General features: G+C 50.4%; 23 protein-coding genes and 1 pseudogene. 15 read left to right on the top strand and 9 right to left on the bottom strand.

Annotated features, from left to right (window positions below; genetic code table 11):
• The first annotated feature begins 17 nt into the window (after positions 1 to 17).
• A complete protein-coding gene (locus BN3279_RS06500; protein ID WP_059049835.1) occupies positions 18 to 476 on the top strand; it encodes a DinB family protein in 459 nt (152 codons plus the stop codon).
• A 70-nt stretch (positions 477 to 546) separates the two neighbouring features.
• Here the strand turns inward: BN3279_RS06500 and BN3279_RS23355 are convergent, their stop codons facing one another.
• From BN3279_RS23355 to BN3279_RS06485, 3 genes are read right to left on the bottom strand one after another with little or no spacing between them, the layout of a single operon-like run.
• A complete protein-coding gene (locus BN3279_RS23355) occupies positions 547 to 2,079 on the bottom strand; it encodes a methyltransferase domain-containing protein (RefSeq protein WP_232436775.1) in 1,533 nt (510 codons plus the stop codon).
• The gene (locus BN3279_RS24190) at positions 2,076 to 3,899 is read right to left on the bottom strand and encodes a glycosyltransferase family 2 protein (protein WP_232436774.1); all 1,824 of its coding nucleotides are present in this window, start codon (positions 3,897 to 3,899) and stop codon (positions 2,076 to 2,078) included. The genes BN3279_RS23355 and BN3279_RS24190 overlap by 4 nt, the downstream gene beginning before the upstream one ends.
• The gene (locus BN3279_RS06485) at positions 3,892 to 5,058 is read right to left on the bottom strand and encodes a tetratricopeptide repeat-containing glycosyltransferase family 2 protein (protein ID WP_059049834.1); all 1,167 of its coding nucleotides are present in this window, start codon (positions 5,056 to 5,058) and stop codon (positions 3,892 to 3,894) included. Before BN3279_RS06485 ends, BN3279_RS24190 begins: the two co-directional genes overlap by 8 nt.
• A gap of 117 nt (positions 5,059 to 5,175) precedes the next feature.
• Here BN3279_RS06485 and BN3279_RS23955 point away from each other — a divergent pair, with 117 nt between their 5' ends.
• From BN3279_RS23955 to BN3279_RS06465, 4 genes are read left to right on the top strand one after another with little or no spacing between them, the layout of a single operon-like run.
• Entirely contained in the window at positions 5,176 to 5,853 is a 678-nt protein-coding gene (locus BN3279_RS23955) for an alpha-helical endospore appendage domain-containing protein (protein WP_187377747.1), read from the top strand.
• The gene (locus tag BN3279_RS06475; RefSeq protein WP_059049833.1) at positions 5,840 to 6,274 is read left to right on the top strand and encodes a hypothetical protein; all 435 of its coding nucleotides are present in this window, start codon (positions 5,840 to 5,842) and stop codon (positions 6,272 to 6,274) included. The genes BN3279_RS23955 and BN3279_RS06475 overlap by 14 nt, the downstream gene beginning before the upstream one ends.
• 28 nt (positions 6,275 to 6,302) lie before the next feature.
• Entirely contained in the window at positions 6,303 to 7,433 is a 1,131-nt protein-coding gene (locus BN3279_RS06470) for a glycosyltransferase (RefSeq protein ID WP_148466811.1), read from the top strand.
• Positions 7,430 to 7,762, top strand: coding sequence for an alpha-helical endospore appendage domain-containing protein (locus tag BN3279_RS06465; protein WP_059049831.1), 333 nt, complete (start codon positions 7,430 to 7,432; stop codon positions 7,760 to 7,762). The genes BN3279_RS06470 and BN3279_RS06465 overlap by 4 nt, the downstream gene beginning before the upstream one ends.
• Before the next feature lie 841 nt (positions 7,763 to 8,603).
• Here BN3279_RS06465 and BN3279_RS24180 read toward each other — a convergent pair.
• Positions 8,604 to 8,702 (bottom strand): annotated as a pseudogene (locus BN3279_RS24180) (hypothetical protein); the annotation flags it as partial.
• 242 nt (positions 8,703 to 8,944) lie between these two features.
• On the opposite strand from BN3279_RS24180, the gene BN3279_RS23565 reads away from it, so the two are divergent.
• The gene (locus tag BN3279_RS23565; protein WP_187377760.1) at positions 8,945 to 9,451 is read left to right on the top strand and encodes an exosporium glycoprotein BclB-related protein; all 507 of its coding nucleotides are present in this window, start codon (positions 8,945 to 8,947) and stop codon (positions 9,449 to 9,451) included.
• A gap of 162 nt (positions 9,452 to 9,613) precedes the next feature.
• On the opposite strand, the gene BN3279_RS06455 is transcribed toward BN3279_RS23565, so the two are convergent.
• Together BN3279_RS06455 and BN3279_RS06450 are read right to left on the bottom strand one after the other, a co-directional pair.
• Positions 9,614 to 9,772 (bottom strand): hypothetical protein, encoded by a 159-nt coding sequence (locus tag BN3279_RS06455; RefSeq protein ID WP_018749814.1) that lies wholly within the window; start codon positions 9,770 to 9,772, stop codon positions 9,614 to 9,616.
• 62 nt (positions 9,773 to 9,834) lie between these two features.
• Entirely contained in the window at positions 9,835 to 10,773 is a 939-nt protein-coding gene (locus BN3279_RS06450; RefSeq protein WP_059049829.1) for an oxidoreductase, read from the bottom strand.
• A 379-nt stretch (positions 10,774 to 11,152) separates the two neighbouring features.
• Here BN3279_RS06450 and BN3279_RS06445 point away from each other — a divergent pair, with 379 nt between their 5' ends.
• The 9 genes from BN3279_RS06445 to BN3279_RS06405 all read left to right on the top strand — a co-directional run bounded on the left by BN3279_RS06445 (position 11,153) and on the right by BN3279_RS06405 (position 20,014).
• Positions 11,153 to 11,563: a MerR family transcriptional regulator gene (locus BN3279_RS06445; RefSeq protein WP_059049828.1), complete on the top strand. Its 411-nt coding sequence runs from the start codon at positions 11,153 to 11,155 to the stop codon at positions 11,561 to 11,563.
• A 575-nt stretch (positions 11,564 to 12,138) separates the two neighbouring features.
• The gene (locus tag BN3279_RS06440) at positions 12,139 to 12,531 is read left to right on the top strand and encodes a NusG domain II-containing protein (RefSeq protein WP_059049827.1); all 393 of its coding nucleotides are present in this window, start codon (positions 12,139 to 12,141) and stop codon (positions 12,529 to 12,531) included.
• Positions 12,515 to 13,069 carry a Gx transporter family protein gene (locus BN3279_RS06435; protein ID WP_059049826.1) on the top strand — a complete coding sequence of 185 codons (555 nt, stop codon included), beginning with the start codon at positions 12,515 to 12,517 and terminating at the stop codon, positions 13,067 to 13,069. The genes BN3279_RS06440 and BN3279_RS06435 overlap by 17 nt, the downstream gene beginning before the upstream one ends.
• Before the next feature lie 48 nt (positions 13,070 to 13,117).
• Positions 13,118 to 13,924 carry an ATP-binding cassette domain-containing protein gene (locus BN3279_RS06430; RefSeq protein WP_059049825.1) on the top strand — a complete coding sequence of 269 codons (807 nt, stop codon included), beginning with the start codon at positions 13,118 to 13,120 and terminating at the stop codon, positions 13,922 to 13,924.
• A 14-nt stretch (positions 13,925 to 13,938) separates the two neighbouring features.
• Positions 13,939 to 14,871: an energy-coupling factor transporter ATPase gene (locus tag BN3279_RS06425; RefSeq protein ID WP_059049824.1), complete on the top strand. Its 933-nt coding sequence runs from the start codon at positions 13,939 to 13,941 to the stop codon at positions 14,869 to 14,871.
• 1 nt (position 14,872) lies between these two features.
• Entirely contained in the window at positions 14,873 to 15,673 is an 801-nt protein-coding gene (locus BN3279_RS06420; protein WP_059049823.1) for an energy-coupling factor transporter transmembrane component T family protein, read from the top strand.
• A 65-nt stretch (positions 15,674 to 15,738) separates the two neighbouring features.
• Positions 15,739 to 17,766, top strand: coding sequence for a peptidase U32 family protein (locus BN3279_RS06415; protein ID WP_059049822.1), 2,028 nt, complete (start codon positions 15,739 to 15,741; stop codon positions 17,764 to 17,766).
• A gap of 55 nt (positions 17,767 to 17,821) precedes the next feature.
• The gene (locus tag BN3279_RS06410) at positions 17,822 to 19,105 is read left to right on the top strand and encodes an aspartate aminotransferase family protein (RefSeq protein WP_059049821.1); all 1,284 of its coding nucleotides are present in this window, start codon (positions 17,822 to 17,824) and stop codon (positions 19,103 to 19,105) included.
• 36 nt (positions 19,106 to 19,141) lie between these two features.
• Positions 19,142 to 20,014 carry a UbiA-like polyprenyltransferase gene (locus BN3279_RS06405; protein WP_059049820.1) on the top strand — a complete coding sequence of 291 codons (873 nt, stop codon included), beginning with the start codon at positions 19,142 to 19,144 and terminating at the stop codon, positions 20,012 to 20,014.
• A 66-nt stretch (positions 20,015 to 20,080) separates the two neighbouring features.
• Here the strand turns inward: BN3279_RS06405 and BN3279_RS06400 are convergent, their stop codons facing one another.
• From BN3279_RS06400 to BN3279_RS06390, 3 genes are all read right to left on the bottom strand, one after another.
• Positions 20,081 to 21,064: a polyprenyl synthetase family protein gene (locus BN3279_RS06400; protein ID WP_059049819.1), complete on the bottom strand. Its 984-nt coding sequence runs from the start codon at positions 21,062 to 21,064 to the stop codon at positions 20,081 to 20,083.
• 13 nt (positions 21,065 to 21,077) lie between these two features.
• Positions 21,078 to 21,530, bottom strand: a complete 453-nt coding sequence (locus BN3279_RS06395; protein ID WP_059049818.1) for a hypothetical protein — start codon at positions 21,528 to 21,530, stop codon at positions 21,078 to 21,080.
• A gap of 140 nt (positions 21,531 to 21,670) precedes the next feature.
• On the bottom strand, positions 21,671 to 23,548 hold the full coding sequence (locus BN3279_RS06390) for an NAD(P)/FAD-dependent oxidoreductase (RefSeq protein ID WP_059049817.1): 1,878 nt from the start codon (positions 23,546 to 23,548) through the stop codon (positions 21,671 to 21,673).
• Positions 23,549 to 23,561 lie beyond the last annotated feature (13 nt).

Below are 23,561 nucleotides of genomic sequence, written 5' to 3'. Positions count from 1 at the left end.
AAAAAAGGAGTACTGCCATGAAAAAGAGACATGAAGTTTTGTTTGAACAGCTTCGTACCTATCGGAGTGAACTGTTGAGTCTAGTAGATGGACTTTCGGATGCGGAGGCAGACATAATTCCAGAAAGGTTCAACAATAATATTCGTTGGAATCTGGGACATGTTCTTCTGGATCAATATTTGTGGATTTGGGTACTGGCGAAGGAAGACGTACTGATTCCCTCGGGCTTTAGTGAATGGTTTGGGTTCGGAACAGCACCTTCTCATTTTACAGATACAACGCCTAAGCTATCTACACTAGTTGAATTATTAAGAGAACAGCCGGACCTGATTCAAGGCCGTTATCATGACAGGATGGAAGAAGAGTTTGCCCCCACAGATATGGGGATAATCACCATTGAGCAAGTGCTGATTCGAACGATCTTTCATGAAGGCCTGCATATAGGGGCCATCCAAGCACTAAAGCGCAGTCTGTAGATAGCATCGGGCGATCATCAACGCAACGAAATATTCGCCACATCACGACCGCCCTGCCATAGAACTCCTACTACAGCTTAATCAGCCACACCTGCAAATAGCCGTTGAAGGGCTGCAGAGACTGGATACTGAACCCGGCAGCTTCGGCCAGAGCATAGATCTCATCGATGCTGTAAAGCTTGATGGAGACGGATTCTTGTGACGATGGAGAGAGAGGGGCGGCATCGGCTATGGTCTGATGGCTATACTCAGGCAAATCGGTAAAATCCTTGGCGGGAGACAGAGGATCGACATACCGCTTCCACGGTGTCGTCAGAAGCAGGCTTCCTGGCGTTGCCAGCCGGGCATGGATATTACGGAGTACAGGCAAAGGATTGTAGCGTAAATGCTCCAGCACTGAGGTCAGCAACACAATATCATAGGTGGCTGAACCGGGAATCCCGGCTGCTTCAATATCACGCTGAATCCATTGCAGCCCGTACCTAGTGGCTAACGCATCTGACCAATATTGCGTGGTGTTATCCAGAGCGTAGCACTCTGCACCCGAGAGGGCACTGAACAGCAGCAGTGTACCGTAAGCGGGTCCGATATCCAGCACACGGGCCGGGCTACCAGCGGTCGCTCGCTCGTTAAGCAATCGATTAAGGATGGAGACAAGTGGAAGCCAGGTGGAAGCCTCCACTTGCTGGAAGCGCGTCAGTTCATCGGATGAAGTATCTTCAAGAGGAGTGTGGTGCTCCCGAATCAACTGCTGGGCCTGAACGATGCGGGCCATAGCCTGCTTCAAGCCGCCGGGAACCACTGTGCCTTGCTCCTCCTTGCTTGTTGATGTAAGATCCTCCGACTGGATTGGAGCGGTTCGGCCTACAGAACATAGCAGATAGCCAGGTAACTCCCGTTGCTCGGTCTCTGTAAGAGTGAGATACCACTGGCGGGCAATTTGCTTAAGCGGACCTGTGCCAGCGATAAAATCCAGAAAAGCCAGGCTGTCGAGGAAGCCAATGCGCGATTCCTCCTGAAGGGTCAGACCTGCATCGCGGAATACCTGCTCCATCGTGCCTACGGGTGTCTCCTGGCCATACATCCACTTTCCGGATTGCTCAGCGGCAAACTTCCCTAGACGGTAGGGCAGGGAAGCGGCAGAAGGGGTAAGGATGACCAGCAGCCCGCCGGGCTTGGTGATTCGTATCATTTCCTGCACGATGCGTACCTGCTCCTCATGAGAGAAATGCTCCAGCACACCGGCATTCCAGGTCAGATCCACACTGTGGTCGGGCAACGGAATCTCCCTTATATCGGCAAACAGGTAGTTGGCAGACAAGCTTTCCTTATCGAAGGCCGCTTTACTGTTAGCGAGTGCTTGCTGGCTATAGTCGATTAGAGTAACCTCTGCTCCCTCACGGGCGAGCCGGAGCGATATTTTCCCTGTGCCCGAGCCTGCCTCCGCGATATTTAAGCCCCTCAGGGTTCCTCCCAAAGCGATAAGCTGCTCATATACCGTTTGGCTAACGCTATCCCATTCGTAGGACACGGGCTGCGACCACAGTCGTTCCCACACATGTTGCTGTAATTCTTCCTGACGCGATGTCACTGTACCAATCACTCCTTTGGCTCGTTTAGATAATGCTCCAGCATCACTTTGAAGTCCGGGTTGTCATGTAAAAGAGCTAGCTGCTCTAGCCCATAACCTCCGTATTGCCGGAGTAACGCCTTACGATTGAGGTCGAAATCGGTCCATTTATCCGGTAGGGACATGCGCTGCGCCATGGTCGCGTGGTATACCCAGCTTGAGAGCAGACATTTGGGGCGCCAGTCGGTACGCGTTCCCATATAGTTGGCGTATCCAATTAGCAGACTGTCGTCCTCGTAGCCTTGCTTCCCCGCAAAATAACGCAAATCATATCCGCCGACAGACTCCAGTGCTTCCCTTCGATGGATGACTGGATGCACAAAGCCAGGGCGGACACCGCTCTGCGGGAGACTTGCAAGCAAGGCCAGCAACTCTTGTTCATTCTCGGGCAAGGTCACCTGTTGCTTCAGGGGAAGCAACTCTCCGGAAGACGTTAATATGCCCGGACAAATCATGGGGTCGTCGTGATCGTCGAGATATTGAATGAGTGGAAGATACCAATTCTCAGGGAAGTACATATCCACATGGATCTCGGAAATATAAGGAGTGTCTGAATAATGGGTGTAAATATGCTCGAAGCAAGCCTGGCGGGCCTGGGCAATTCCGACGTTATGCCCATCGCCAAGCACCTCGGCAGTAACCCCGCTGCGGAACAACAGATGCTCCAGTTCGTTACGGTTCAGCTCCCCTTGATGGTAGACAATGACGTGATGCTCCGGAGAACGGCTTAAGCTCCGCAGACATTCCAGGGTCATAGACAAATCCTTCTCCCTGGTAGTTTGCCGGATCAGCAAGGGGAGGGTATGAATGATAGAGTTACCTGACTTGACCCGGACCGGAGGGAAGATAGCGGAACAATTGTCCTCCCTTGCATTATCGAATTCCTTACCCGCTACGGAAGGCAATTTCGGTGTATCAGGGACCCAAGCAAGGGTATGCTCTTCTGCAACAGCCGTATCTTTGAGAAATTGCTCGCTCCCAGGCAAATCGCTCTCGCGGTAGATGTGGTAGGCCGGGTAATGAGTATCAACATAAAGAGGGATACCCAGCGCAGCCGCACGGATACAGAAATGACGGTCTTCCCCCCAGAAAGATAAATTATAGATGGGGTCAAAGCTAACCCCGCGAAGAAGTGCTTCCTTTCTAATTAAGGTACAAGCTCCCAATCCCCCGACTGGATATAAACCCGGAATATTAAGCATTGCGATAAAGCGTTCAGACCTCTCCCGAATTTCTTCCTTCTTCAGCTTCTCCCCCGGAGCTTGCTCCCATTGCATATATTCATCCATCATCCACACTTGGGGGCGGGGATAAGCATCAGGCTGCCAACGGGTCCAAAATATTTCCGATACAATCGGCCTCCTGCAACTGTACAATTGCTCCAAGGTCTGCGGATGAAGGAGAATATCGGAATCAATGAGCAGCAACGCGTCCACGTTTTGCTGTATGGCATAGGCTATCATTTCATTCTTGTAGGTGGCGACCTTCCAGATCAGTTCATGGCTCCAATAGTGGGTAGTTTCATTACGGAGATAGGAAGAGGGAGCTTTCTTGGTAATCAGGAGCGTGTCTGGATGATTGGTTGCAAATGTGCGAAGCAATTCTGAAGCATCAGGATCATCATTCTCATCAATGAAATAATAGCTGATGTTCATAGTGGATGTTATCAGCCGCTCCAGGGACTTTAAGAACCATCTTAAAATGGCAGGCGACTGGCGAATTGGACTGGCAATGATGATGTGGGGATTCTCCTTTAATGAAAGAAGTTCTCCCTGTTGGTCTAAATTAGTCATGTGCCACCTCGCCTGATGACCCTTGACCAGAATCCGGCTGCTGATTAGATGTGGGTTCTCTGAAGATGACGGCATTCAAGGTTTGATCCAGGCGGGCGGAGAAGTAACGGCGATTAGCGAGCATCATCTCATCTTCCGGGCGATAGGATAGAGCAAGCTCGTTGTGCTGGCAGGCCAATTCATATTTGCCAAGCTTGTCGTAGCAGACGCTTAGCTGTAAATGAGGCAACCAGGTAGAGCAGGTGGGGTTATTGAAACCCAGAAAGTGTTCGGGAAGGGGGATGGATAATGCCAATTGGTACCAGACGACCGCCGCCGTATAATTCCCTGCGTGCAAAAAATGATAACCCATTCGGCAGCAAGTATCCGGGCGTGGAGCATCATACTTCAGAGCTCGCATTGTGGCATCCAGTGCAGCCTGCTCATTTTGAAGCTCATGATAGCAGTCGGCCAGCTTCCCGCAGGCTGCAATACAGTCTTCGACCCAACCATTGCCATCGCCAAGAAAGGCTTGATAGTAGTGGATGGCCTTATCCAGCTTACCGTGATCCTTTAACTCGTTGGCATAATAATAAAGGTCTCGCGGAGACAGCGTCCTTCCAAGCTCCAGTTGCTTCTCATAGATTCGTAGATTGCGAGTAGAGTCCCGTTCGGAAGCCTTGCCCATATGTTGAATGGAAATATCGCTGTTCATGAGCTTGCCACCAACTTGCAAATACTCATGCACAGCGCCGGCCCACCGAAAGCCTGCTTCTCTGCGGACTAGTCGATTACGTCTCAAGCTAAAGGTACTGTTGCCATATTTGTCACGGGATAAATGGTAGAGCATGGTTACCGAATCTACGGTGGGGTCTAGCTGCTCCTTGAGAGCTTTTAACTTCATGCGGTCTTCTTCAAGCAGAAGGTCATCTGCATCAAGCCACATAATGTAGTCTCCCGTCGCTTGCTCAAAGGCATAGTTGCGTGCAGCGGCAAAGTCGTCAATCCAGGAGAAGAAGAAGACGCGGGCCTGGAAGCGATGCGCAATCTCCACAGTGCGATCTGTGGAGCCGGTATCTACGATGATAAGCTCCTCTACCAAATCGGCTATGGATGTGAGGCAATGCTCCAATGACTGTTCCTCATTCTTGACGATCATGCACAAACTGACGGTAATCAAGGCAAGCCCTCCTCAGATACAAAGGTTATTGTTAATCATATTGGGTTGCCCTGCCTCATATTCTTAGAGTATGTGTGTCTATACCGACTTTTTACGTTCCCTTGGGAGGTCTTATCAATGAGTATGCCAACAATACCGGAGGAGCCGCACCGGCCGAACCGTGAGCAGGTCGTGAATGATCTCCTCAAATCGGTGGCTATGGAGGAAACTGCTCTTGCCCACCTGATGAACACCGAGGCTGAGAAGCTGCGTAGTTTGATGGGGGCATCGGCCACGTTGCCGGTCGTTGATCGAAGCAACTTGCTATGCCGGCATGCCGTTCAAACCATACAACTTATGGATATGATCATCATGAAGGAATGGCTGCTGTTGCGGAAGATTGACCATACGCTGGAGTACAGTTGTGCTACCGACCCGAGTTGTACTGACCCTCAAGCTAGGGTAGCAAGTGCGGTATCCAGTGCAACGGTCTCAGCCGATCCAGCCCAAATTACAGCTTTGGCTGATCCCGCGGACCCGGCCGATCCCCCGTATCCAGTGCTGCCAGTAGATCCGGCTTCGCTAGCTGATCCTTCCTCTGATCCTAGCGATCCAAGTGACCCAGCCGATCCCGCACAATCTGAGGACTGGGGGGAAGACTGGGGCGAAGATTGGGGGGAACAAACGGATTGGGGCAAAGGCGGCGAAGATTGGGGCAGACCTGGGACCGGACCTATTATCGGCTTCGGACCTCATATTGGCGGGGAACATTACTATGATCATGATGAGCCTGAGGCCGAAGATGAAGAGGAATGAAGCTGGCCCTGCATTCACTCTTTCACTTCAGAATTACCAAGGTGCTGTCAAGCAACTGTTGGGGCAAATTGAAGAAAATGGCCAGAGTATGCCAGGGAACACAGTTGAAGAAAGCTTTGAACAACTGCTGCGCTTGAACAAGCGCATTGCGGGGGCTTTCTTGCGCGCTCAGAAGTCCGAAGCACCCAGTTCCAAGGGGGGAGTTTTGTCGCCTACTTCGCCTGCTGGTACTCCAACCGTACATTCTAGCAGTGTTCAATTGAATCCAACGGCCGCTCACTTTACGAAGAAGAATATCGATTCAACACCACGAATAACCAAGACCCCACAAACCACCAAGAAGGCCAAAGCAGCACCATCCAAGGCGGCAGTTCGAGGAGCCCGGCCCCTGATTAACACCCGGTTGGGTGTCAAGAAATGAGCCTCTTACAGAAGGGAGAGAAGCTGACGTGTTACTGTCACTGTGCATGATCGTCAAGGACGAGGGCGAGAATCTCGGACGCTGTCTTGACAGTGTCCGGCAAGAAGTAGACGAGATCATCGTAGTGGATACTGGATCAACCGATAACACCATAGACATTGCCAAGGCTTACGGAGCGGAAGTGTTCAGTTATCCTTGGGACGGCAGCTTTGCCAATGCACGCAATTTTAGCTTGGAGAAGGCCCAGGGAGAATGGATTTTGTGGATGGATGGGGATGAAGAAATGGAGCCAGGGGATGCAAATGTCCTGAGACTGGAACTCCATTCCAGAAATGAGAATATACTGTTGTTGCAACTCAGAAATTATTACGGAGATGGTGAGCCTAATCCTTATCAAATGTACACCTTAGCCCACCATCGGTTATTCCGTAATCATCTGGGGTTTCACTTTACTAATCCCATACATGAACAATTGTATCTGCCAGAGGAGGAAAGGAGAGTGGTTGCTTCCGGGGCGGGGTTGACGGTGCTGCCGGTTCGTATCCATCATTATGGATACATGAATCAAGCCATCCACGGAAAACAAAAGCACGAACGTAACTTGAGCATGCTGCTGGAAGAGAAAGCCAGAGACAACAGCAGCTTATGGGTGGATTACCATATTGGAAGTGAATATTACCGTATTGGTGAATATGAGCAGGCCTTTGATTATGTGAATCAAGCCATAGCTCAATTTCTCCATGCCCGGCAATTACCGCCTTCCATACTCTATGCCCTGAAGTATGCCATTCTGGTTGAAACGAACAGCATCGCCAATGCCTTGGAGGGCATTCGACTCGCCACTTCGCTGTATCCGGACTATGTGGATTTGAAGTTTTACGAAGGAGTCATTTTGCATGGACAGCGAAGGTATGCCGAGGCTATTGAGGTTTTTGAAAAATGTCTTGAAATGGGTGAACAATGCAGCATCCATTTGAGTAAAGCCGGCGTGGGCAGCTACTATTCCGAGTACTTTATTGGGATATGTTATGAGGCGCTTGGGTCTGAAGCCTTGGCTGAAGCGGCTTTCCTGCGGGCCCTTAAGGCATACCCCAATTTCTTGGATGCAAGATTGAAGCTAGACAAAATCGGATATGCAGGAAGAGGTGAACGGTCATGAGTCAACCGGGAATGCCGAATATAACGCCTGTCATATCCGTTGATATGGATCAAACCATCGTGATGCTCCTCTCCTCCATTGCCATGGAGGAGATGGCAATAGCCCATATGGTGAATGCGGGAGCGGAGCAGGTGCAATATGTATTGGGTACTTTGGAGAATGGATCAGATATGCCTTCTGCACCTACGATGGAACAATTGATGCTAATGCAGCGTTCCATGAGTACCATGATGCAAGGAGTCATTCTGAAGGAAATGATGCTAATGATGAAGATGGGGCAGGTTGTTGAAATGGATCGCGAGCGGCAAGAACGTCAGCAAGAAGATTAAAAGCAAGAGCAGGTTTGGAAAAAAGCCAACTGGGATGTAGGCCGTACAGGATGACGTAATTGCTTGCTCTATTGTCTATGCGTTTTTTCTGAAGATGTACGGCATGTGTTCAGAGACAATTTGAGGAGGAAAATGTATGTCGCAAGCTAATTTTCCCAATATTACTCCGTCCGTTACATTATCTCGAGAAGACGCTATTAATTTGCTGCTATCATCCATCGCTATGGAGGAACTGGGATTAAGTCACATCATTAATGCCGAGGGCGAGAAGTTGCAATATGTGTTGGGGACACTGCCCGGGTTGTCAGGTCCTGCACCAACCATTAGTGATTTGCTCACGATTAATGAAAGTGTCAGAAGCACTTTGCAGGAGTCTACGAAAAAGGAATGGCTGCTGCAAAGCAAGCTGGATACCATTATGTCCTTGCCTATCTCTGTTGGCCCCACAGGCCCTGTTGGTCCAACGGGCCCCACAGGACCTTTAACTCCTGGAGAACTGTTGTTTAATGTATTTGGTACCACAGGCTCTGCTACGGTGGGAGCCTTGGAGAATCTTAACTTCTTGTCCAATACGCTGGATATCATTGTAACGGAAGGCTCTGCTAACGTACAGATTGAAAACACGATGTCTGCTACGGGCCCAACGGGTGCCACAGGTCCGGCAGGACCGACGGGAGCGGACGGAGTTACAGGTGCGACTGGCGCAACCGGTGCGACAGGTCCTGTAGGCCCAGCGGGAGCGGGCGGAGCAACAGGTCCAGCAGGCCCAGCGGGAGCAGACGGAGCAACAGGTCCAGCAGGCCCAGCGGGAGCGGACGGAGCGACAGGTCCAGCAGGCCCGGCGGGAGACACCGGGATGCTCAGGATCATCGGTCTTGAATACATTTCGCGCTTCTTCTCCCTGATCCACAGTGAAGATACTCTCAATGTCCAGCAGGCCCAGCGGGAGCGGACGGAGCGACAGGTCCAGCAGGCCCAGCGGGAGCGGACGGAGCGACAGGTCCAGCAGGCCCAGCGGGAGCGGACGGAGCGACAGGTCCAGCAGGCCCAACGGGAGCGGACGGAGCGACAGGTCCAGCAGGCCCAACGGGAGCGGACGGAGCGACAGGTCCAGCAGGCCCAACGGGAGCAGACGGAGCGACGGGTCCAGCAGGCCCAACCGGCCCAGCTGGTGAAGGGGCTATTATTCCGTTTGCATCAGGTACACCCGTAGCACCAACAACCCTAGTAGGTGGTTTGGCTGGACTTCCTGCTGTTGTGGGCTTTGGGAATTCCGGGTTATTGCCCAACGTTCTGGGAGCAACCATTGACCTTACTGGTGCGGCTGGATTGCTTACCAACTTCTCGTGGTCGATGCCGCGTGATGGCGCCATCACTTCAATCTCGGCATATTTCAGCGTTACAGCGGGACTAAGCTTAGGTCTTGGATCAGTAATAATTACAGCTCAATTGTATCAATCAACCACACCTAACAATATTTTCTCTCCAGTAGCAGGTGGGTTGGTCACGCTTCCTCCTCTTACGGGATTAATTTCAATAGGTACTGTTATTTCAGGAAATAGTGGGCCCTTAAATATACCTGTCACAGAAGGAACTCGTTTGTTATTGGTGGTTTCGGCTGGATCAACAGGTCTGGCAATTGCCTCTACCACTGCAGGGTATGTGAGTGGCGGTGTCAATATCATCTAATTAACACAACAGTTTATTTATTCAATAACCACCGGCTTTTTGCCGGTGGTTATTTGCTCTCTTATTTGCCTAACAATTTACTCTGAGATTTGAAAGGCTTGGGATATACAGGTTAAGGGAAGGGTTATCCCGCAGGACAACCCTTGTCTTCCAAAGCAAAGCTTAGCGGTGCTCGATCAGATCTATGGCGCCGAGCACGATATGGGCCAAGCCAAATCCAAGCACACCAGTAGCGGCAAGCTTATACTTGCTTCCGAGCAAAGATGCGGCAGAAGCTGACACTACGGCTCCAAGAACGGTGGGAATTAATCCTTCACGCATGCTTAACACCCCTTTACATTCGTTTGGAAAGACAAGCTTATTCTAAGCCAAACAAGCAGTAGCTATTCACGCCAGGGCCTGCTCTGTGTTAACCTTTCAGATTCTTCCCATAGTCTGGAGGCTGCCTTGGTATCCAAGGCTTGCGGAGCGATCTTCGCTACCGAGGGATAACCTCTAAGCTCATTCAACTTGGAGGGTCCGTAATAAGTACCCCCTGTTGCTTCTTTTGCTGTTGCGGCAAAAAGAGAGGGCCAGGCTCCATGAGCTGCTGGCTGGAAAAAGAATGGACCGAATAAACGTCGAACTAGGCCTGCCGGGCTGTTTTTTCCAGATCCGTTAGGGATTAATTCAGTTCTTGAAATTCCCGGATGTGCCGCCAGACTCTTTATCCCCCAGCCCGCAGCATCGCTTCGACGTTGCAGTTCCAGCGCAAACATCAGGCAAGCCAGTTTTGATTGTGCGTAGGCTTCCATGGGTTTGTACTGACGCTCCGATTGCAAATCATCAAAATTGAGTGCACCTGAACGATGGGCTACACTACTCAAGGTGATTACCCTAGGCTGAGTTGCTGCTGTTAAGAGGGGAAGTAATTGTGCAGTTAGGGCAAAATGTCCAAGATAATTAGTGCCCCATTGCAACTCAAATCCATCCTTCGTAACCTTACGCTGAGGCGGGCTCATGACGGCGGCATTGTTAATTAATACATCGATGCTTTTGTGTTGTGACTTCATGCGTTCACTAAAGGCTGTAACAGATTCAAGGTCGGCCAAATCCAGCTTCTCAAAGCGAATCATGCCTCCGGGAACCAGGTCGCCAATCTTGGTGATCGCGTCATTCCCTTTCGAATCGTTCCGACCAGCCATAATTACGTTGGCTCCTGCGCGAGTCATCTCCAACGCAGTTTCATACCCAATTCCCCCGGTCCCGGTGATTACAACGGTGACGCCTTTTTGCGCGGGAATGTCCATGGCAGTCCAATCACGCTTCATTCCTTCGGACATCATACATTCTCCTTATCATTTTATATTGGAAATTAAAACGCATCCCTACATGAAGCGCCTTGAGCGGTCCCCGGGTGTGCTTTATACTAAGGGTAGCATTTAGAGTTCTGTCTAAGTCAAACGAAGGTATTTATCTTATTTTAGTGCGTGTTCAAAAAGTAGAGTTTCTAGGACCGAGAAGATTGGATGAAGCTAGGGGCTGAGTAGCGGAGCGTACGTAGTGGGTACGTGAGCAACTCAAATGTTTCAGAAGGAAACATACTACGGAAGCATACGCTTGGCCCGGCTGAATTCAAGATTCGATGTCGAATTCACTCCTCGAATAACTTCGTCATGGGAAGACGACTTTTTGAACAACCTTTTTAAGGAGACATTGATTATGTACACGATCCACGAGGTGGCGGAGGCCTGCAATATTACTGCCCATACCATTCGCTATTATGACAAAGAAGGACTTTTGCCTTTTATCAATCGGAATAGTACCGGAAACCGGACATTTAGTGAGAACGACCTGGAAGTCATCAAGCTGATCTGCTGCCTGAAGAATTCAGGGATGCCGGTCAAGAACATCAAGGAATATATGGATTTAGTCATGCAAGGTCCGGACACCGCTTCTGCACGGAGAGAGCTGTTGCAGAACCATCGTAAAGCCATCCAGCGGGAAATTGAGGACTCCAAGAAAAACCTGAATTTGGTTGATCTGAAGATTGCTTTCTATGATTCGTATCTGGCTGCCCCGCAGGCTGGTTATGATCCGTTAAAATTTATGATGGAACATAAGAAGCCTTGAATGCTCCGCACAGGAAATAAAAAGGAAATTACTTAGAGTTGAGTCTAAGTGATTTCCTTCTTAATTAATGCTCTGTATTGTTACGTAGGTCTTCCTGTACACGTAGAAAGACACCCCGGTGTTCCTGCTTTGACTACAACTAACGAATAGCGTATTTCTAAAACAACAAAAGCCCTACCTCTCATTTGTCCTTGCGGCTCCGATGACCGCGCCAGTTTGAATCAGAAAAACCTTAAAATTCTTACTCTTATTGGGTCATTCAAATAGGAATTTCATACCGAAACGGTATAAGGAGAGTTATAATCTTTTGAGGAACGATCAAGCGGGTTTTTTAACAATTCAATATCTAGTATACTTGATTGTGGAGAAAATGCAACCATGCTTGCTTGCACTTCCTGCAAACAAGCGCTAAAATAGCCAGATATCGTTCCATAATATACCTTCTTAGGTGATGATTTTGTGAAAAGCAAAGAAAGCATAATACAAAGAGACATAAATCACACTTAAGGACATGAAAGACCATGTATAATAGGTTAATCTAAGATTTACATATTTAAAAAATAAGGGAGTTTGCCATGAAACGCGGAGATATCCTGTTAATCGGATTAATTGTGGCGGTCGCCTTGGTTTTTTTGGTGCCAAGATGGCTCGGCAACAACACAAGTGAAAACAATCACAACAATGAAGAACGAGTTGCCAAAATTACGGTTGACGGGAAGCTGTTCAAGACGGTGGCTTTAACCGGGGAAGAACAGACGATCGATATTAACACGGAGTTTGGTTACAACCAGCTCAAAGTTCACAGCTATGGTATTGAAATGATTGACGCTGATTGCCCGGATAAAGTGTGTTTAACCTTTGGCTTTATTGATCGGAACGGGGGGACCATCGTATGCCTTCCTCACAAATTAATGGTTGAAGTAGTAGCTACCGGGGGAGGGGACGATGTAGATGCGCTCATTAAATGAGCAATCCAATTTGATGTTAAAGAGAACGGTCATTATTGCGATATTCGCGGCCGTTTCTGTCGTATTAAGCCTGATTGAGGCTTCGATTCCTATTAATATGGGCGTCCCAGGGGCCAAGCTTGGCTTGGCTAATATTATGGTCCTGACCTGCCTGTACTTCCTGCGAGCGAGAGACTCGCTGATGATGGTGTTGTTAAAGACCTTGTTAACAGCGTTTATATTCGGAACTTTTTCCAGTTTCTTATTTAGTATTATGGGGGCGCTATTCAGCTTTGCGGCCATGTGGTTCCTGCTTGCAGTGGGCCGGAAAAAGCTGAGCGTCATCGGAATCAGCATCGTCGGCGGAATTGCGCATAATGTGGGGCAGCTCACCGCTGCGGCTTTTTATTTCCGTACCTCCAATATTTTTTACTACCTGCCGATGCTTCTGATTATGGGCGTGTTGACAGGCATCGCCGTCGGGATTGCCGTCAGATATTTGATCCCGGCTTTATCCAAGCTGGAGCTGTTTGAAGGCTTTCTTACCGAAAAGGACTGAACAAATTGAACTAGCGTTGGCTTTAGCATACCGAGGGGAGAGAGAACCATGAGTGAGAATGGACTGGCGTACGAATTGCAGCGAGTGTCTTTTGCCTATCATCCGGACCATCCTGTACTTCACGAAATCACGCTCGATATCCCTTCGGGAAGCTGGGTGTCGCTAGTGGGGCCTAACGGCTGCGGCAAATCGACCTTGGCCAAGTTGCTTGGCGGCTTGCTCGCTGTCAATGGCGGAGAAATCTGGGTGGAGGGCACCCGGCTGGACCGGGATACGGTTGCCAGGTTGCGTCCACGTATTGGAATGGTCTTTCAAAACCCAGACAATCAATTTATCGGAGCCACAGTTGAGGAGGATATTGCCTTTGGCCTGGAAGGCCGCTGCTTGCCGCGAGAGCAGATGGTGGAACGTGTAAAGGAATATGCGGAAAAAATGCAAATCGGCCATCTGTTGTCCAAACATCCTGCGGATCTTTCCGGCGGGCAAAAACAGCGGGTGGCCGTCGCTTCGATTTTAGCGATGGAGCCAGGCATCATTATTTTTGATGAGGCCTCTTCTATGTTAGATGAGAAAGCTCGCGGAGAACTACTGGCTATACTGGAAGAGATGCAGGGCAGCGGTAACTATACAATGGTCTCCATTACACATGATGCCGATGAGATTCTTGCTTCAGACCGGGCCATTGTGCTTGGAGGAGGCAGCGTAGTGGCTGACCTGTCCCCCGCAGAGCTGTTTGAGGATGGAGCTTTGCTTGATTCCTGCCGGCTGATTGCCCCCTATCGTATCCGATTAAAGCATGCTATAAGAACACGTGGACTGGAGCTCCCGAAAGAGCTTAAGTTAGAGCGGGGATAAGGGGGGACTCGGGGATGTCCATTGACTTTGAACAGGTGAGCTTTGCTTATGACGAGCATAGCCTATGGCGAAATAGTGCGCTCGAACAAATCAGTTTGCATCTGGAGACGGGGGTGTTTGCCGGGATTGCCGGGGCGTCCGGTTCGGGCAAATCGACGCTGATGCAACATTTTAACGGAATTCTAAAGCCCACAGAGGGTAAGCTGCGGGTGCTTGATGTTACGATGCAGGCCGGTGATAAAGCCCCTCCACTGCGAGAGTTGCGGCGCCGGGTGGGTCTGGTATTTCAGTTCCCTGAACAGCAGTTGTTCGAAGATACGGTGGAGAAGGACATTTGCTTCGGCCCGCTAAATTTTGGTTGTACCCCGGATGAAGCCAAGCAGCGCGCCCGCAGAGCGCTGTCACTGGTTGGCCTTGATGATTCATTTCTCCCGCGCAATCCGTTCCACTTAAGCGGTGGACAGATGCGTAAGGTAGCGATCGCTTCGGTGCTCGCCATGGAGCCCGATATCATTGCGCTGGATGAGCCGGCGGCGACACTGGACCCGCAGAGCCGGTCAGAGCTTGCCAGCATGCTGTCGCGATTGCATCGCGAAGAGGGGAAGACGGTGCTGGTCGTTACACACCGGATGGAAGAAATTTTGCCCTTTGCCGATCAATGGATTGTGATGGAGGATGGGCATAAGTCGTTTCAGGGAAGTGTGAAGGAACTGGTTCAGGAAGCAGGACGATTGCAAGCATCCGGTCTGGCCATTCCTGATTGTATTCGCTATTGGAATGAAGTAGCGGCACATTACGGGCTTGAAGAGGAAGAACCGTGCTTGACCGCAGAGTCGCTGGCCGACCGTCTGGCTGTCTTGTCGGATCAAGTGGGGAATGCTGTTACACCGTTACCTAAGGAAGAGGCCCCGCTGGGCCTTGAAACTTCCAGAGAGGGGGACGGCTAATATGCGCAACAAGCTGTTGTTTGGACGCAGTATTGATACGGGCTCTTGGGTCCACGGCGTTGATCCGCGGGCCAAGCTGACCGGCATGGTCCTTTATCTTGTGGCTATCGTAGCCGTTCAATCCTGGATTGCGCTGGCAGGGGTCGCGATATTTTCGCTAGCTTATATGTTGTCCACGCGCATTCCGCTCAAATACTATTTGAAGGCGGCAAAGCCATTATGGACCTTGATGGTATTCATATTTATCGTGCAATGCCTGGCGGTGAAGGAAGGTCCTCCACTGTGGCAGATTGGCTCATGGACGCTTTATCAGGCCGGCCTGAGCAGCGGAGGGATCGCCGCCTTACGGATGGCCATGCTGGTCTCATTTACCGCAATTCTAACGTTCACCACCACACCTGGGCTGTTAAATCAGGGGATGAACGGCGTACTTAAGCCGCTGCGCCTCATTGGTATTTCCGCGGACCGTCTTACGCTGATGATGAGCATCGCTTTGCGCTTTATTCCAACCATTCTCGATGAGACGCAGAAGATCGTGAAGGCCCAGGCTGCCCGGGGAGCCGATTTGAAGGAACTTCCCTGGAAGGAGAAGGGACGGATGCTGGTATCACTGCTGGTACCGGTCACGGTTAGTGCGTTCCGCCGTGCGGAGGAATTGGTGCTGTCGATGGAATCGCGTGGTTACATCATTGGTGCTGCGCGTTCAGAGTATCATTATCTGGCATGGAGGCAACGGGATACGTGGTTCGTGGTCTCCTATATTTTATTGGCCGTAGCGAGTGTGGCATATCATTGGATTTAGCAACAAGTAGACAGAGAAGAAAAGAAACTAGCTTGAAGATGGATTTTGGTAAGGAGGAGACAACTGTGGCACGTTATTTTAACGGAAAAGAAGTAGAGCTGCTTGCACCTGTGGGGACGTTTGAAATTTTTAAAAAAGTAATTGAAGCGAACTGCGACGCTGTCTATCTGGGTGGTCCCAGCTTGAATATGCGCTTAATGCGCAAAGGGTATAATTTTACCTTGGAGGAAATTACGGAAGCGGTCCGGATCGCTCATGGTTTGGGGAAAAAGGTATACGTCACCGTCAACAACCTGCTTAATGAAGGTGAGCTTGAAGAGGCGCGGACATACTTGCAGTTTCTGGATTCGGCCGGCCCGGATGCCATTATCGTGCAGGATTTTGCCGTCTTGTCCTTAATTCGGGAAATGGGACTTGGCATTAAGGTGCATTCCTCGGTCATGATGAACGTGCATAATGTAGAAATGGTTCGTGCGCTGCAAGAACTGGGCGTTACACGGGTAGTCACTTCGCGGGAAATGGATTTGATGACTACGCGGCATCTTAGACAAGCGACCGGTATGGAGCTTGAATATTTCATTCATGGCGATATGTGCTCGGTGCATGGGGCTAACTGTTATTTCAGTTCCATGGTATTTGGCATGAGCAGCAACCGCGGGAAATGTCTCAAGCCATGTCGCTGGGATTACCGGGTGAAGAAGGATGGCAACGTGTATCCTGCGGAATACCCACTGGCTGTAAAAGACATGTTCATGTATGAACATATCCCTGAATTGATTCATGGAGGGATTACATCCTTTAAGATAGAAGGTCGGATGCGTGATGTAGATTTTGTACTGATGCTGGTTCAGGCTTATGGTGATGCGATCGATCGTTACATTAATGACCCTGTTGGCTTTGAACGCAGTCAGGATACCAAGTTGTTGTATGAGAACCGCAAACGTGATTTCTCTACCGGCTACGCCTTCGGACGCCCGGGATTAACTAATATTAACCGTCGTTATGAGGGAACCGGCAAATTTTACAGCACCGGCAAGGTATTCAGTACGCCAACCGCAGAACGCGAACTTGGCGAGAAGCGGGTTGGCGTCATTCGCGCTGCATTGGCATCTGTGGGCCATGAGAAGAAGCTAGCTGGCTCTGATAAGAGCACTGTACAACCAGGTGTGTCTGTGCATGTGAATAATTTCTCGCAGGCCAAAGCGGCTTTGGAGGCGGGCGCAGACTATATCTATCTCTCCGGCGATGTGTACGAACCGGATCGTCCGTTTACCAAGGAAGACATCAAGGCACTGGCTTCTATGAAGGGCGATGCCAAGCTGGTCCTGTGTCTCCCGCGTATGATGACTGAGCTGCATTTTGAAATCTATGATGGTTTATTGTCCGGAGAACGATTGCCCCTTGATGGCTTGATGGTTACCAACCTGGGCGCCATCCGCAAATTTGCGGACAAAGGATATCCGCTCATTGGCGACTTTAACCTCAACGTATACAATCCGCTCTCTGCGGCATTCTACCGTGAACTGGGCGTTACCCGCTTGACTGCATCCATGGAGCTGCCGCTGAAGGACCTGACGGGCTTGTTAGCCCATACGCCAGGACCTCTGGAGGTCATTGTCCACGGTTCACCAGCTCTGATGTATATGGAGCATGATCTATATGAAAATGCGGAGACCTTCCAGTCAATCGGAGAAGAAGATAATCATTATGTAGACAATAGCATTCTGGTGCTCATGACTGATAAAGGCGAGAATCCGGTGTATCGGGACGTTCACGGCCGGAATCATCTTATGATGGCCAAAGAGCTTTGCCTGATGCCAGCCGTTAAGGAACTGGTGGACGCTGGCTTATCCGTGTTCCGCATTGAAGGAGCCACCTATCGTCCAGAGCAGCTTGGCACCATCGTTCGTGCCTACAAAGCGGCATTGGCTGACCCTACGGTATCATCCAAACAATTCGAGGAGCTTGTACCTGTTTACGCAGGCTATACGCTGGGCGCATTGCAATTTGATGGTGGCAGTGCCAGCGGTATGGCCGGAGCAGGGGCAGAAGCCCCAACGGAGGAAGCCGAGAGCGCTCCAGCGCTTCATTAACAAGTTCAAGAGCAGGGGATGGCAAGTAAACGAAAAGGGAAGGGAAGCGGAGAACATGCAGAGTTATATCGGGCCAGACGGTATTTTGGAGAAGCGTCAACAATATTTCTATCCTTGCACCAGTCATTTTTACCGCAATCCACCGCAACTGGTGAGGGGGGCAATGCAATATTTGTATGGTCACGATGGCAAGCAGTACACCGATTTCTTTGCCGGTGTGTCTGTGGTTGCCAGTGGTCACTGTAACCCCGAGATTGCGGAACGTACGGCAGAGCAGCTACGAACCTTGCAGCATACGTGTACGATTTATTTGACGCAGCCTAACGTGGATTTGGCTGAGCGGCTGGCTAATGTGTTGCCAGGCGGCCTGAGACGCACGTTCTTCGTCAACAGCGGCTCGGAAGCGAATGAGGGGGCTTTGCTGCTCGCTCGCCTTCATACGGGCCGTAGAGGCTTTCTGGCGCTGGAACAAGGGCTGCATGGCCGAACGTACCTGACGATGAGCGTAACTGGTCTGAAGATGTGGCGTACAGACCCTGAGCTTGCGCAGGACACGGATGTGACCTTCATCCCACGCCCCTTTGAGCCAGGAATGAGCGCCGACGAAGCAGGCCGTCGTTCGATTGCAGCTCTGACGAGCGTTCTGGAGGAGAAGGGCGACAGCTTCGCTGCGATGATCGTTGAACCGATTCAAGGCAATGCCGGGATCGTGACGCCCCCGGAATGGTACTTCCCTGAAGTGAAGCGGCTGCTAGAGCAATACGGAGTATTGTTGATTGCTGATGAAATTCAGACCGGCTTTGGCCGGACCGGGCGGATGTTTGCCATGGACCGTTATGAGGTAACGCCGGATATCCTGACTATGGCGAAGGCGCTGGGCAGCGGTATTCCGATCGCGGGCTTTGCCACGACGGATGAGATTGCCGCCAGCTTCAACCGTCCATCGGCTTCCACGTTCGGGGGAAATCCCGTATCGTCCATGACTGCACTGGCGGTGCTGGACTACATTGAGGCACATCGTTTGCCTGAACGTGCTGAGCAGTTGGGGGCATTGCTGCGTGCGGGTCTGGAACGGCTTGCTGTCCGTTTCCCTATGTGTGTATCCGAGGTGCGAGGAGAAGGTCTGATGCTGGGAGCAGAGCTGAGAGCTGATGATCCTGATGCAGCGGCAAGGCTTACGGATGATGTGCTTGAAGGCATGCTGGAACGTGGGTTTATCATCGGCAAGAACGGGGTAAATCGCAATGTGCTTGCCTTTCAGCCACCGCTGGTCATTACGGAAGAGGATGTGCGCGGGATGCTGGAGGCGTTGGAAGCCGTGCTGGAACAATTGGCCTGATTTACGGCCTAAGCATTGAAGGAGTGTGTACTTATCATGGAAGTTGCCAGAAAAATCGGTACTAAAATAAGGCTGTACAGCGAACTGGTCATGTTTTCACATACGTTGTTTTCCTTGCCCTTTGCCATCATTTCGATGGTGTGGGCCGCCGAAGGCCTGCCCTCCTGGAGAATTATGTTCTGGGGACTGATCGCCCTGATCGGGGCACGAAACGGAGCTAACGCCTTCAATCGCGTGGTCGACCGTGTCTTTGACGAGCAGAACCCGCGGACAGCGCACCGCCATTTGCCAAGGAAGCTACTGGAATCCCGGGAGGTACTCGCTTTCGTTGTTATTAACTATGCCATCTTTATTGTTGCTGCGGGCATGCTTAATCCGCTCTGCCTGATTTTGTCGCCGGTGGCGATTTTCCTGATCTCCTCCTACTCGTACACCAAGCGTTTTACCTATCTAAGCCATCTGTATTTAGGTTTTACCATCGCTTCAGCTCCCATCGGGGCATGGTTCGCAGTAACGGGACAATTTGCCTTCACACCGTTTATCCTGGGTACGATTGTTATGCTGTGGATTGCCGGCTTTGATATTATTTACGGATCTCAGGATATCGATTTTGACCGCAGTCATGGCCTCTGGTCGATTCCTAGTGCCTTTGGTCTCAAGAATGGCTTACGTATCGCGGCTGGGCTGCACTTGATCATGGTGCTTCTCCTGATCGTTCTGATCCCTATACGCCAGCTTGGCTGGATGTACATGGTAGGAATTGCTCTTGCCATCATCCTGCTATTGACCGAGCATAAGATCATCAAGCCCTCGAATCGCAAGCGGATGAACGTGGCCTCATACAATTTGAATCAGGTGATCAGCATGGTGATTCTGCTGTTTACGCTCGGAGATTTTATGTTAGGCTAAAAAATTGTATAAAACAAAGGCGATGCCAAAGGATTTATATCCTGGCATCGCCTTTGTTTTGTTGTCTTATTTCTCTCGTCCACCCAGATAATCCAGCAGAGCTTGCAGGTCTTGGTGGGAGGGATAATCATTAAGCTGATAAATAATCTCCTCAGCTTCATTCAAATATCGCTGACTTAACGCTTCCGTTTGCTGGAGCGCGTCGCTAGCCCGAATGGCCGCCACAACCTCATCGACTTGAGCGGTCGAGCTGTCCACAGATATGGATCTGATCTGCCTTGCCAGGCCTTCGTCACGCAAGGCGAACAGGACGGGAAGGGTGACTTGGCCACTGCGCAGATCACCGCCAGCAGGCTTCCCCAGCTTCTCAGAAGACTGTGTGAAATCTAGCAGGTCATCCCGGATTTGAAAGGCAATGCCGAGCTTCTCTCCAAAGGAATATAAGAGATCGGAGGTGGCCGTATCGGTTCCGGTAGCCTGAGCCCCGATTTGCAGGCAGGTCGCCATAAGCTGTGCTGTTTTGTTCTTCGACTTCTCCAAGTATTGTTCGATGGTCACATCATAATCGTATAACAGGGATAATTGCTGGTACTCGCCCAAGCAAAGCCTTGTGGTCGCAAGAGAAGAGAGGTGATAAGCAAATCGCTCCCGCTCCGCGGAATAGACGGAAATCAGCTCGATTACCCTTGCCGACATGTAGTTACCGATATGCAAGGCTTCACTAACACCTACTTTGGTATGCATAGCCTTCTGACCACGCCGTAGCGGCGAGTCGTCAATGATATCGTCGTGAATCAGCGATGCAGCATGAATGAATTCAGCCGCAGCGGCGAGTCGCCATACCTTCTGGGGGTCGGAGACAGGCCCGAATCGGCTGCCCACAATAACCATCAAAGGGCGAACCCGCTTGCCACCAGACCGAATCAATTCCATGATGCTCTTGGCAAGCTGAGAGGAGCGGGGGACATCCCGGTCAAATTTGACCATATTCTCAATCTCCCGGTCTACGGTCTTCAACGGAATATTCAGCGTTTCCTCAAGTCTCCTCATGGCGTCTCCTCCGCTAAATGGCCTGACTGGCGGTACTGCGGTTATGCTCAAGCCGCAGGAACAACTCCCAGCCCTTAAGCAGCCGCTCGTCTTCGGGGCGGCCTTCCGCGCGTTTGATCTGAATTTGCTTGATGATGGGAGCCAGATGCGAAAGTAAATCGTATTCCTCCCATTTCAGGCATAGTTCCACGTAAAAGCTGTATAGGTAGTCGCCATCCAGCACTTTGCGGGTAAGCTCCTCGCCAGAGGCAAGAAGCTCACAATCCTTATGGCGCTGTAAAGCGAGCTTGATTGCAATGTAAATGGTAAGCAGGCGGCATTGTCGTACTGCAGTCATATCGTATTGCTCCAGAAGCATTGCCAGCGGTGCCGCTTCCAGGGCAGGTAAATCTACAATAATGCCGGCCTCGGGCGAACATTCGCCCTGCAATAAGCGATAAGCATCTTGGATGAGGTGATGATTCATAAGGACACACTCCTTAAAAAGCAGGTAGGCTTGCAGGGTAATCTAACACCGATTTCGGCAGGAATAGAAAAAGGAGAGTAATGTGCGCATACAGCGCACATTACTCCGGGTTTCAAGCTCTCAACAGAAAAGGTAACTGTCTACTCGGTATATAAGTACCATCTTCGTACAAGTGGGATTCGTTTCCATTGTTTCTTGAGCCAAGGAAGAACGTAGTAGTCCAGACCGAACATGCTACCGGAACCGCCGATCAAGGCAACGCCTGCAGTCATGTACCACAGCATTTCAGAGGAAGCCATGCTGGAGGACCAGATCATAACGCCCAGTGCTACAGTAGCTGCAGAAGCTACGGCAGTGAACAGACCTACGATCAGCATAATACCAATCGCAATTTCCGCGAATACCATGAAGAATTGGAACACAGTAGCCAAAGCGGTATAACCGCCGTCTGGCGTGTAGAAGAAAATATCCATAACACCATTAACCATCGATTTGATGAATCCGGGTACAGGCAATGCGGTTACTGCTGTCGATGCACTTTCAACTGCCGAAGCGGCAGCTTGCGCATCCACGGTCTCAGTAACGGCACCAGCAGCTTCACTGGCAGCAGAGACAGCGTCTGCATGAGGAGCAGCCGGAATCAAGAAGATGTTCGAAGGGTCCTTAAGGATCTTCGGCAATTTGTCGATTCCTTCTTCAAGCCATTTGTAACCTACGAATACACGAAGCGGCAACAGCCAGAAATTCGGCGAACGCTTGGAGAAATGACCTCCAAGGAAGCTTCTGCGGTTGTTCACATGGAAGAACTCGTGCATCATGTAAGTCCAGACTTTAGCGAAGCCAGCTACGGTGAAGAGATAATACATGTTGATCATGTGCTTGCTGAGCATAGCCATGAAGCCGGTCAGCATGAACATTTTGTTAGGCAAGCCAACATTGGCTACGCCGTAACGGCTACCGATACATACCATCGTGCCATGGAATCCAGGCTTGTATGATTTCTTCGGCTTGCCGTGGATATCGGCATGAATATTATGTGCGATAAGCGGTCCGGCTTGCTCGGCATTTTCCACCATTTGCGGCACGGGACGCGTTTCGCCTTCAGGAATGAAGAAGATGTTGTCGCCAACGATATATACGTCTTCATGATCAACGCTTTGCAGCTTGTCATTAGTGACGATCCGTTTACGACCTTCTTGCTTAACATCAAGCTTGCCAACCAGTTCAGAGCCTTCAACACCGGCTGTCCAAACGATGGTATCAGCTTCAAGCTCCTGACCTTCGCCCAATTGTACGCTGGATGGAGTAACGCCAGTGATTTTCGCACTTGTTACAATTTCTACGTTCATCTTGCGCAGGCGTTTCGCTGCTTTCTCAATCAATTTGTCAGGCAAGATTGGCAAGATCTTCGGAGCCATATCGGCAACGACCAGACGAACCTCACTTGGGTCAATGAAGAACTCTTTGCAAAGCTCGTCCCGGAATTCAGCCAGTTCCCCGACCAGTTCCACACCGGTAAAGCCAGCGCCGACGACAACAAAGGAGAGCATCTTGCGACGTTTAGCCGGATTTTTTACTTTAGCAGCTTCGCTGAACATGCGGCGAACTTGCTCTTTCAAGCGAACAGCGTCTTCATAAGACCACAGGGTCAACGCATGCTCTTCTGCACCTGGAATACCAAAGAAGGTTGGCTTACAGCCAGAACCGATAACCAGGTAGTCATATTTGTAAGTATTTTGCTCGGAACGAAGTTCCTTGGCATTAAAGTCGATGTTGTCGATGGAGTCCAGAACAACGTCAACTTTTTGACCAGCAAAAATCTTCTTGAGTTCGATTTTTACTGAATCTTCAGGAGCCCGGTTAGCTGCGACTTCGTGCAACTCAGTCAACAGCGTATGGTACGGGTTGCGGTCGATCAATTGGATCTCTACATCTTTATCTTTTTTCAACAGTTTGGCCAGATGCTTGGAAGTGACGACACCGCCATAACCACCGCCCAAAACTACGATCTTCTTCAAGAGATTCACCTCT

The sequence above is a fragment of the Paenibacillus senegalimassiliensis genome (assembly GCF_001486585.1).
Taxonomy (GTDB): domain Bacteria; phylum Bacillota; class Bacilli; order Paenibacillales; family Paenibacillaceae; genus Fontibacillus; species Fontibacillus senegalimassiliensis.
Note: the sequence above shows the minus strand (reverse complement) of the source record. Positions and strands in the feature narration are given on the sequence as shown.

Excerpts from the sequence above, each read along its gene's own strand:
- BN3279_RS24190 (WP_232436774.1), bottom strand. The coding sequence starts at position 3,899 with ATGACTAATTTAGACCAACAGGGAGAACTTCTTTCATTAAAGGAGAAT.
- BN3279_RS06430 (WP_059049825.1), top strand. The coding sequence starts at position 13,118 with ATGAGTGAGAATGGACTGGCGTACGAATTGCAGCGAGTGTCTTTTGCC.
- BN3279_RS06440 (WP_059049827.1), top strand. The coding sequence starts at position 12,139 with ATGAAACGCGGAGATATCCTGTTAATCGGATTAATTGTGGCGGTCGCC.
- BN3279_RS06425 (WP_059049824.1), top strand. The coding sequence starts at position 13,939 with ATGTCCATTGACTTTGAACAGGTGAGCTTTGCTTATGACGAGCATAGC.
- BN3279_RS23955 (WP_187377747.1), top strand. The coding sequence starts at position 5,176 with ATGAGTATGCCAACAATACCGGAGGAGCCGCACCGGCCGAACCGTGAG.
- BN3279_RS06395 (WP_059049818.1), bottom strand. The coding sequence starts at position 21,530 with ATGAATCATCACCTCATCCAAGATGCTTATCGCTTATTGCAGGGCGAA.
- BN3279_RS06420 (WP_059049823.1), top strand. The coding sequence starts at position 14,873 with ATGCGCAACAAGCTGTTGTTTGGACGCAGTATTGATACGGGCTCTTGG.
- BN3279_RS06455 (WP_018749814.1), bottom strand. The coding sequence starts at position 9,772 with ATGCGTGAAGGATTAATTCCCACCGTTCTTGGAGCCGTAGTGTCAGCT.
- BN3279_RS06435 (WP_059049826.1), top strand. The coding sequence starts at position 12,515 with ATGCGCTCATTAAATGAGCAATCCAATTTGATGTTAAAGAGAACGGTC.
- BN3279_RS06445 (WP_059049828.1), top strand. The coding sequence starts at position 11,153 with ATGTACACGATCCACGAGGTGGCGGAGGCCTGCAATATTACTGCCCAT.
- BN3279_RS06450 (WP_059049829.1), bottom strand. The coding sequence starts at position 10,773 with ATGTCCGAAGGAATGAAGCGTGATTGGACTGCCATGGACATTCCCGCG.
- BN3279_RS06400 (WP_059049819.1), bottom strand. The coding sequence starts at position 21,064 with ATGAGGAGACTTGAGGAAACGCTGAATATTCCGTTGAAGACCGTAGAC.
- BN3279_RS06500 (WP_059049835.1), top strand. The coding sequence starts at position 18 with ATGAAAAAGAGACATGAAGTTTTGTTTGAACAGCTTCGTACCTATCGG.
- BN3279_RS06475 (WP_059049833.1), top strand. The coding sequence starts at position 5,840 with ATGAAGAGGAATGAAGCTGGCCCTGCATTCACTCTTTCACTTCAGAAT.
- BN3279_RS06410 (WP_059049821.1), top strand. The coding sequence starts at position 17,822 with ATGCAGAGTTATATCGGGCCAGACGGTATTTTGGAGAAGCGTCAACAA.
- BN3279_RS06405 (WP_059049820.1), top strand. The coding sequence starts at position 19,142 with ATGGAAGTTGCCAGAAAAATCGGTACTAAAATAAGGCTGTACAGCGAA.
- BN3279_RS06465 (WP_059049831.1), top strand. The coding sequence starts at position 7,430 with ATGAGTCAACCGGGAATGCCGAATATAACGCCTGTCATATCCGTTGAT.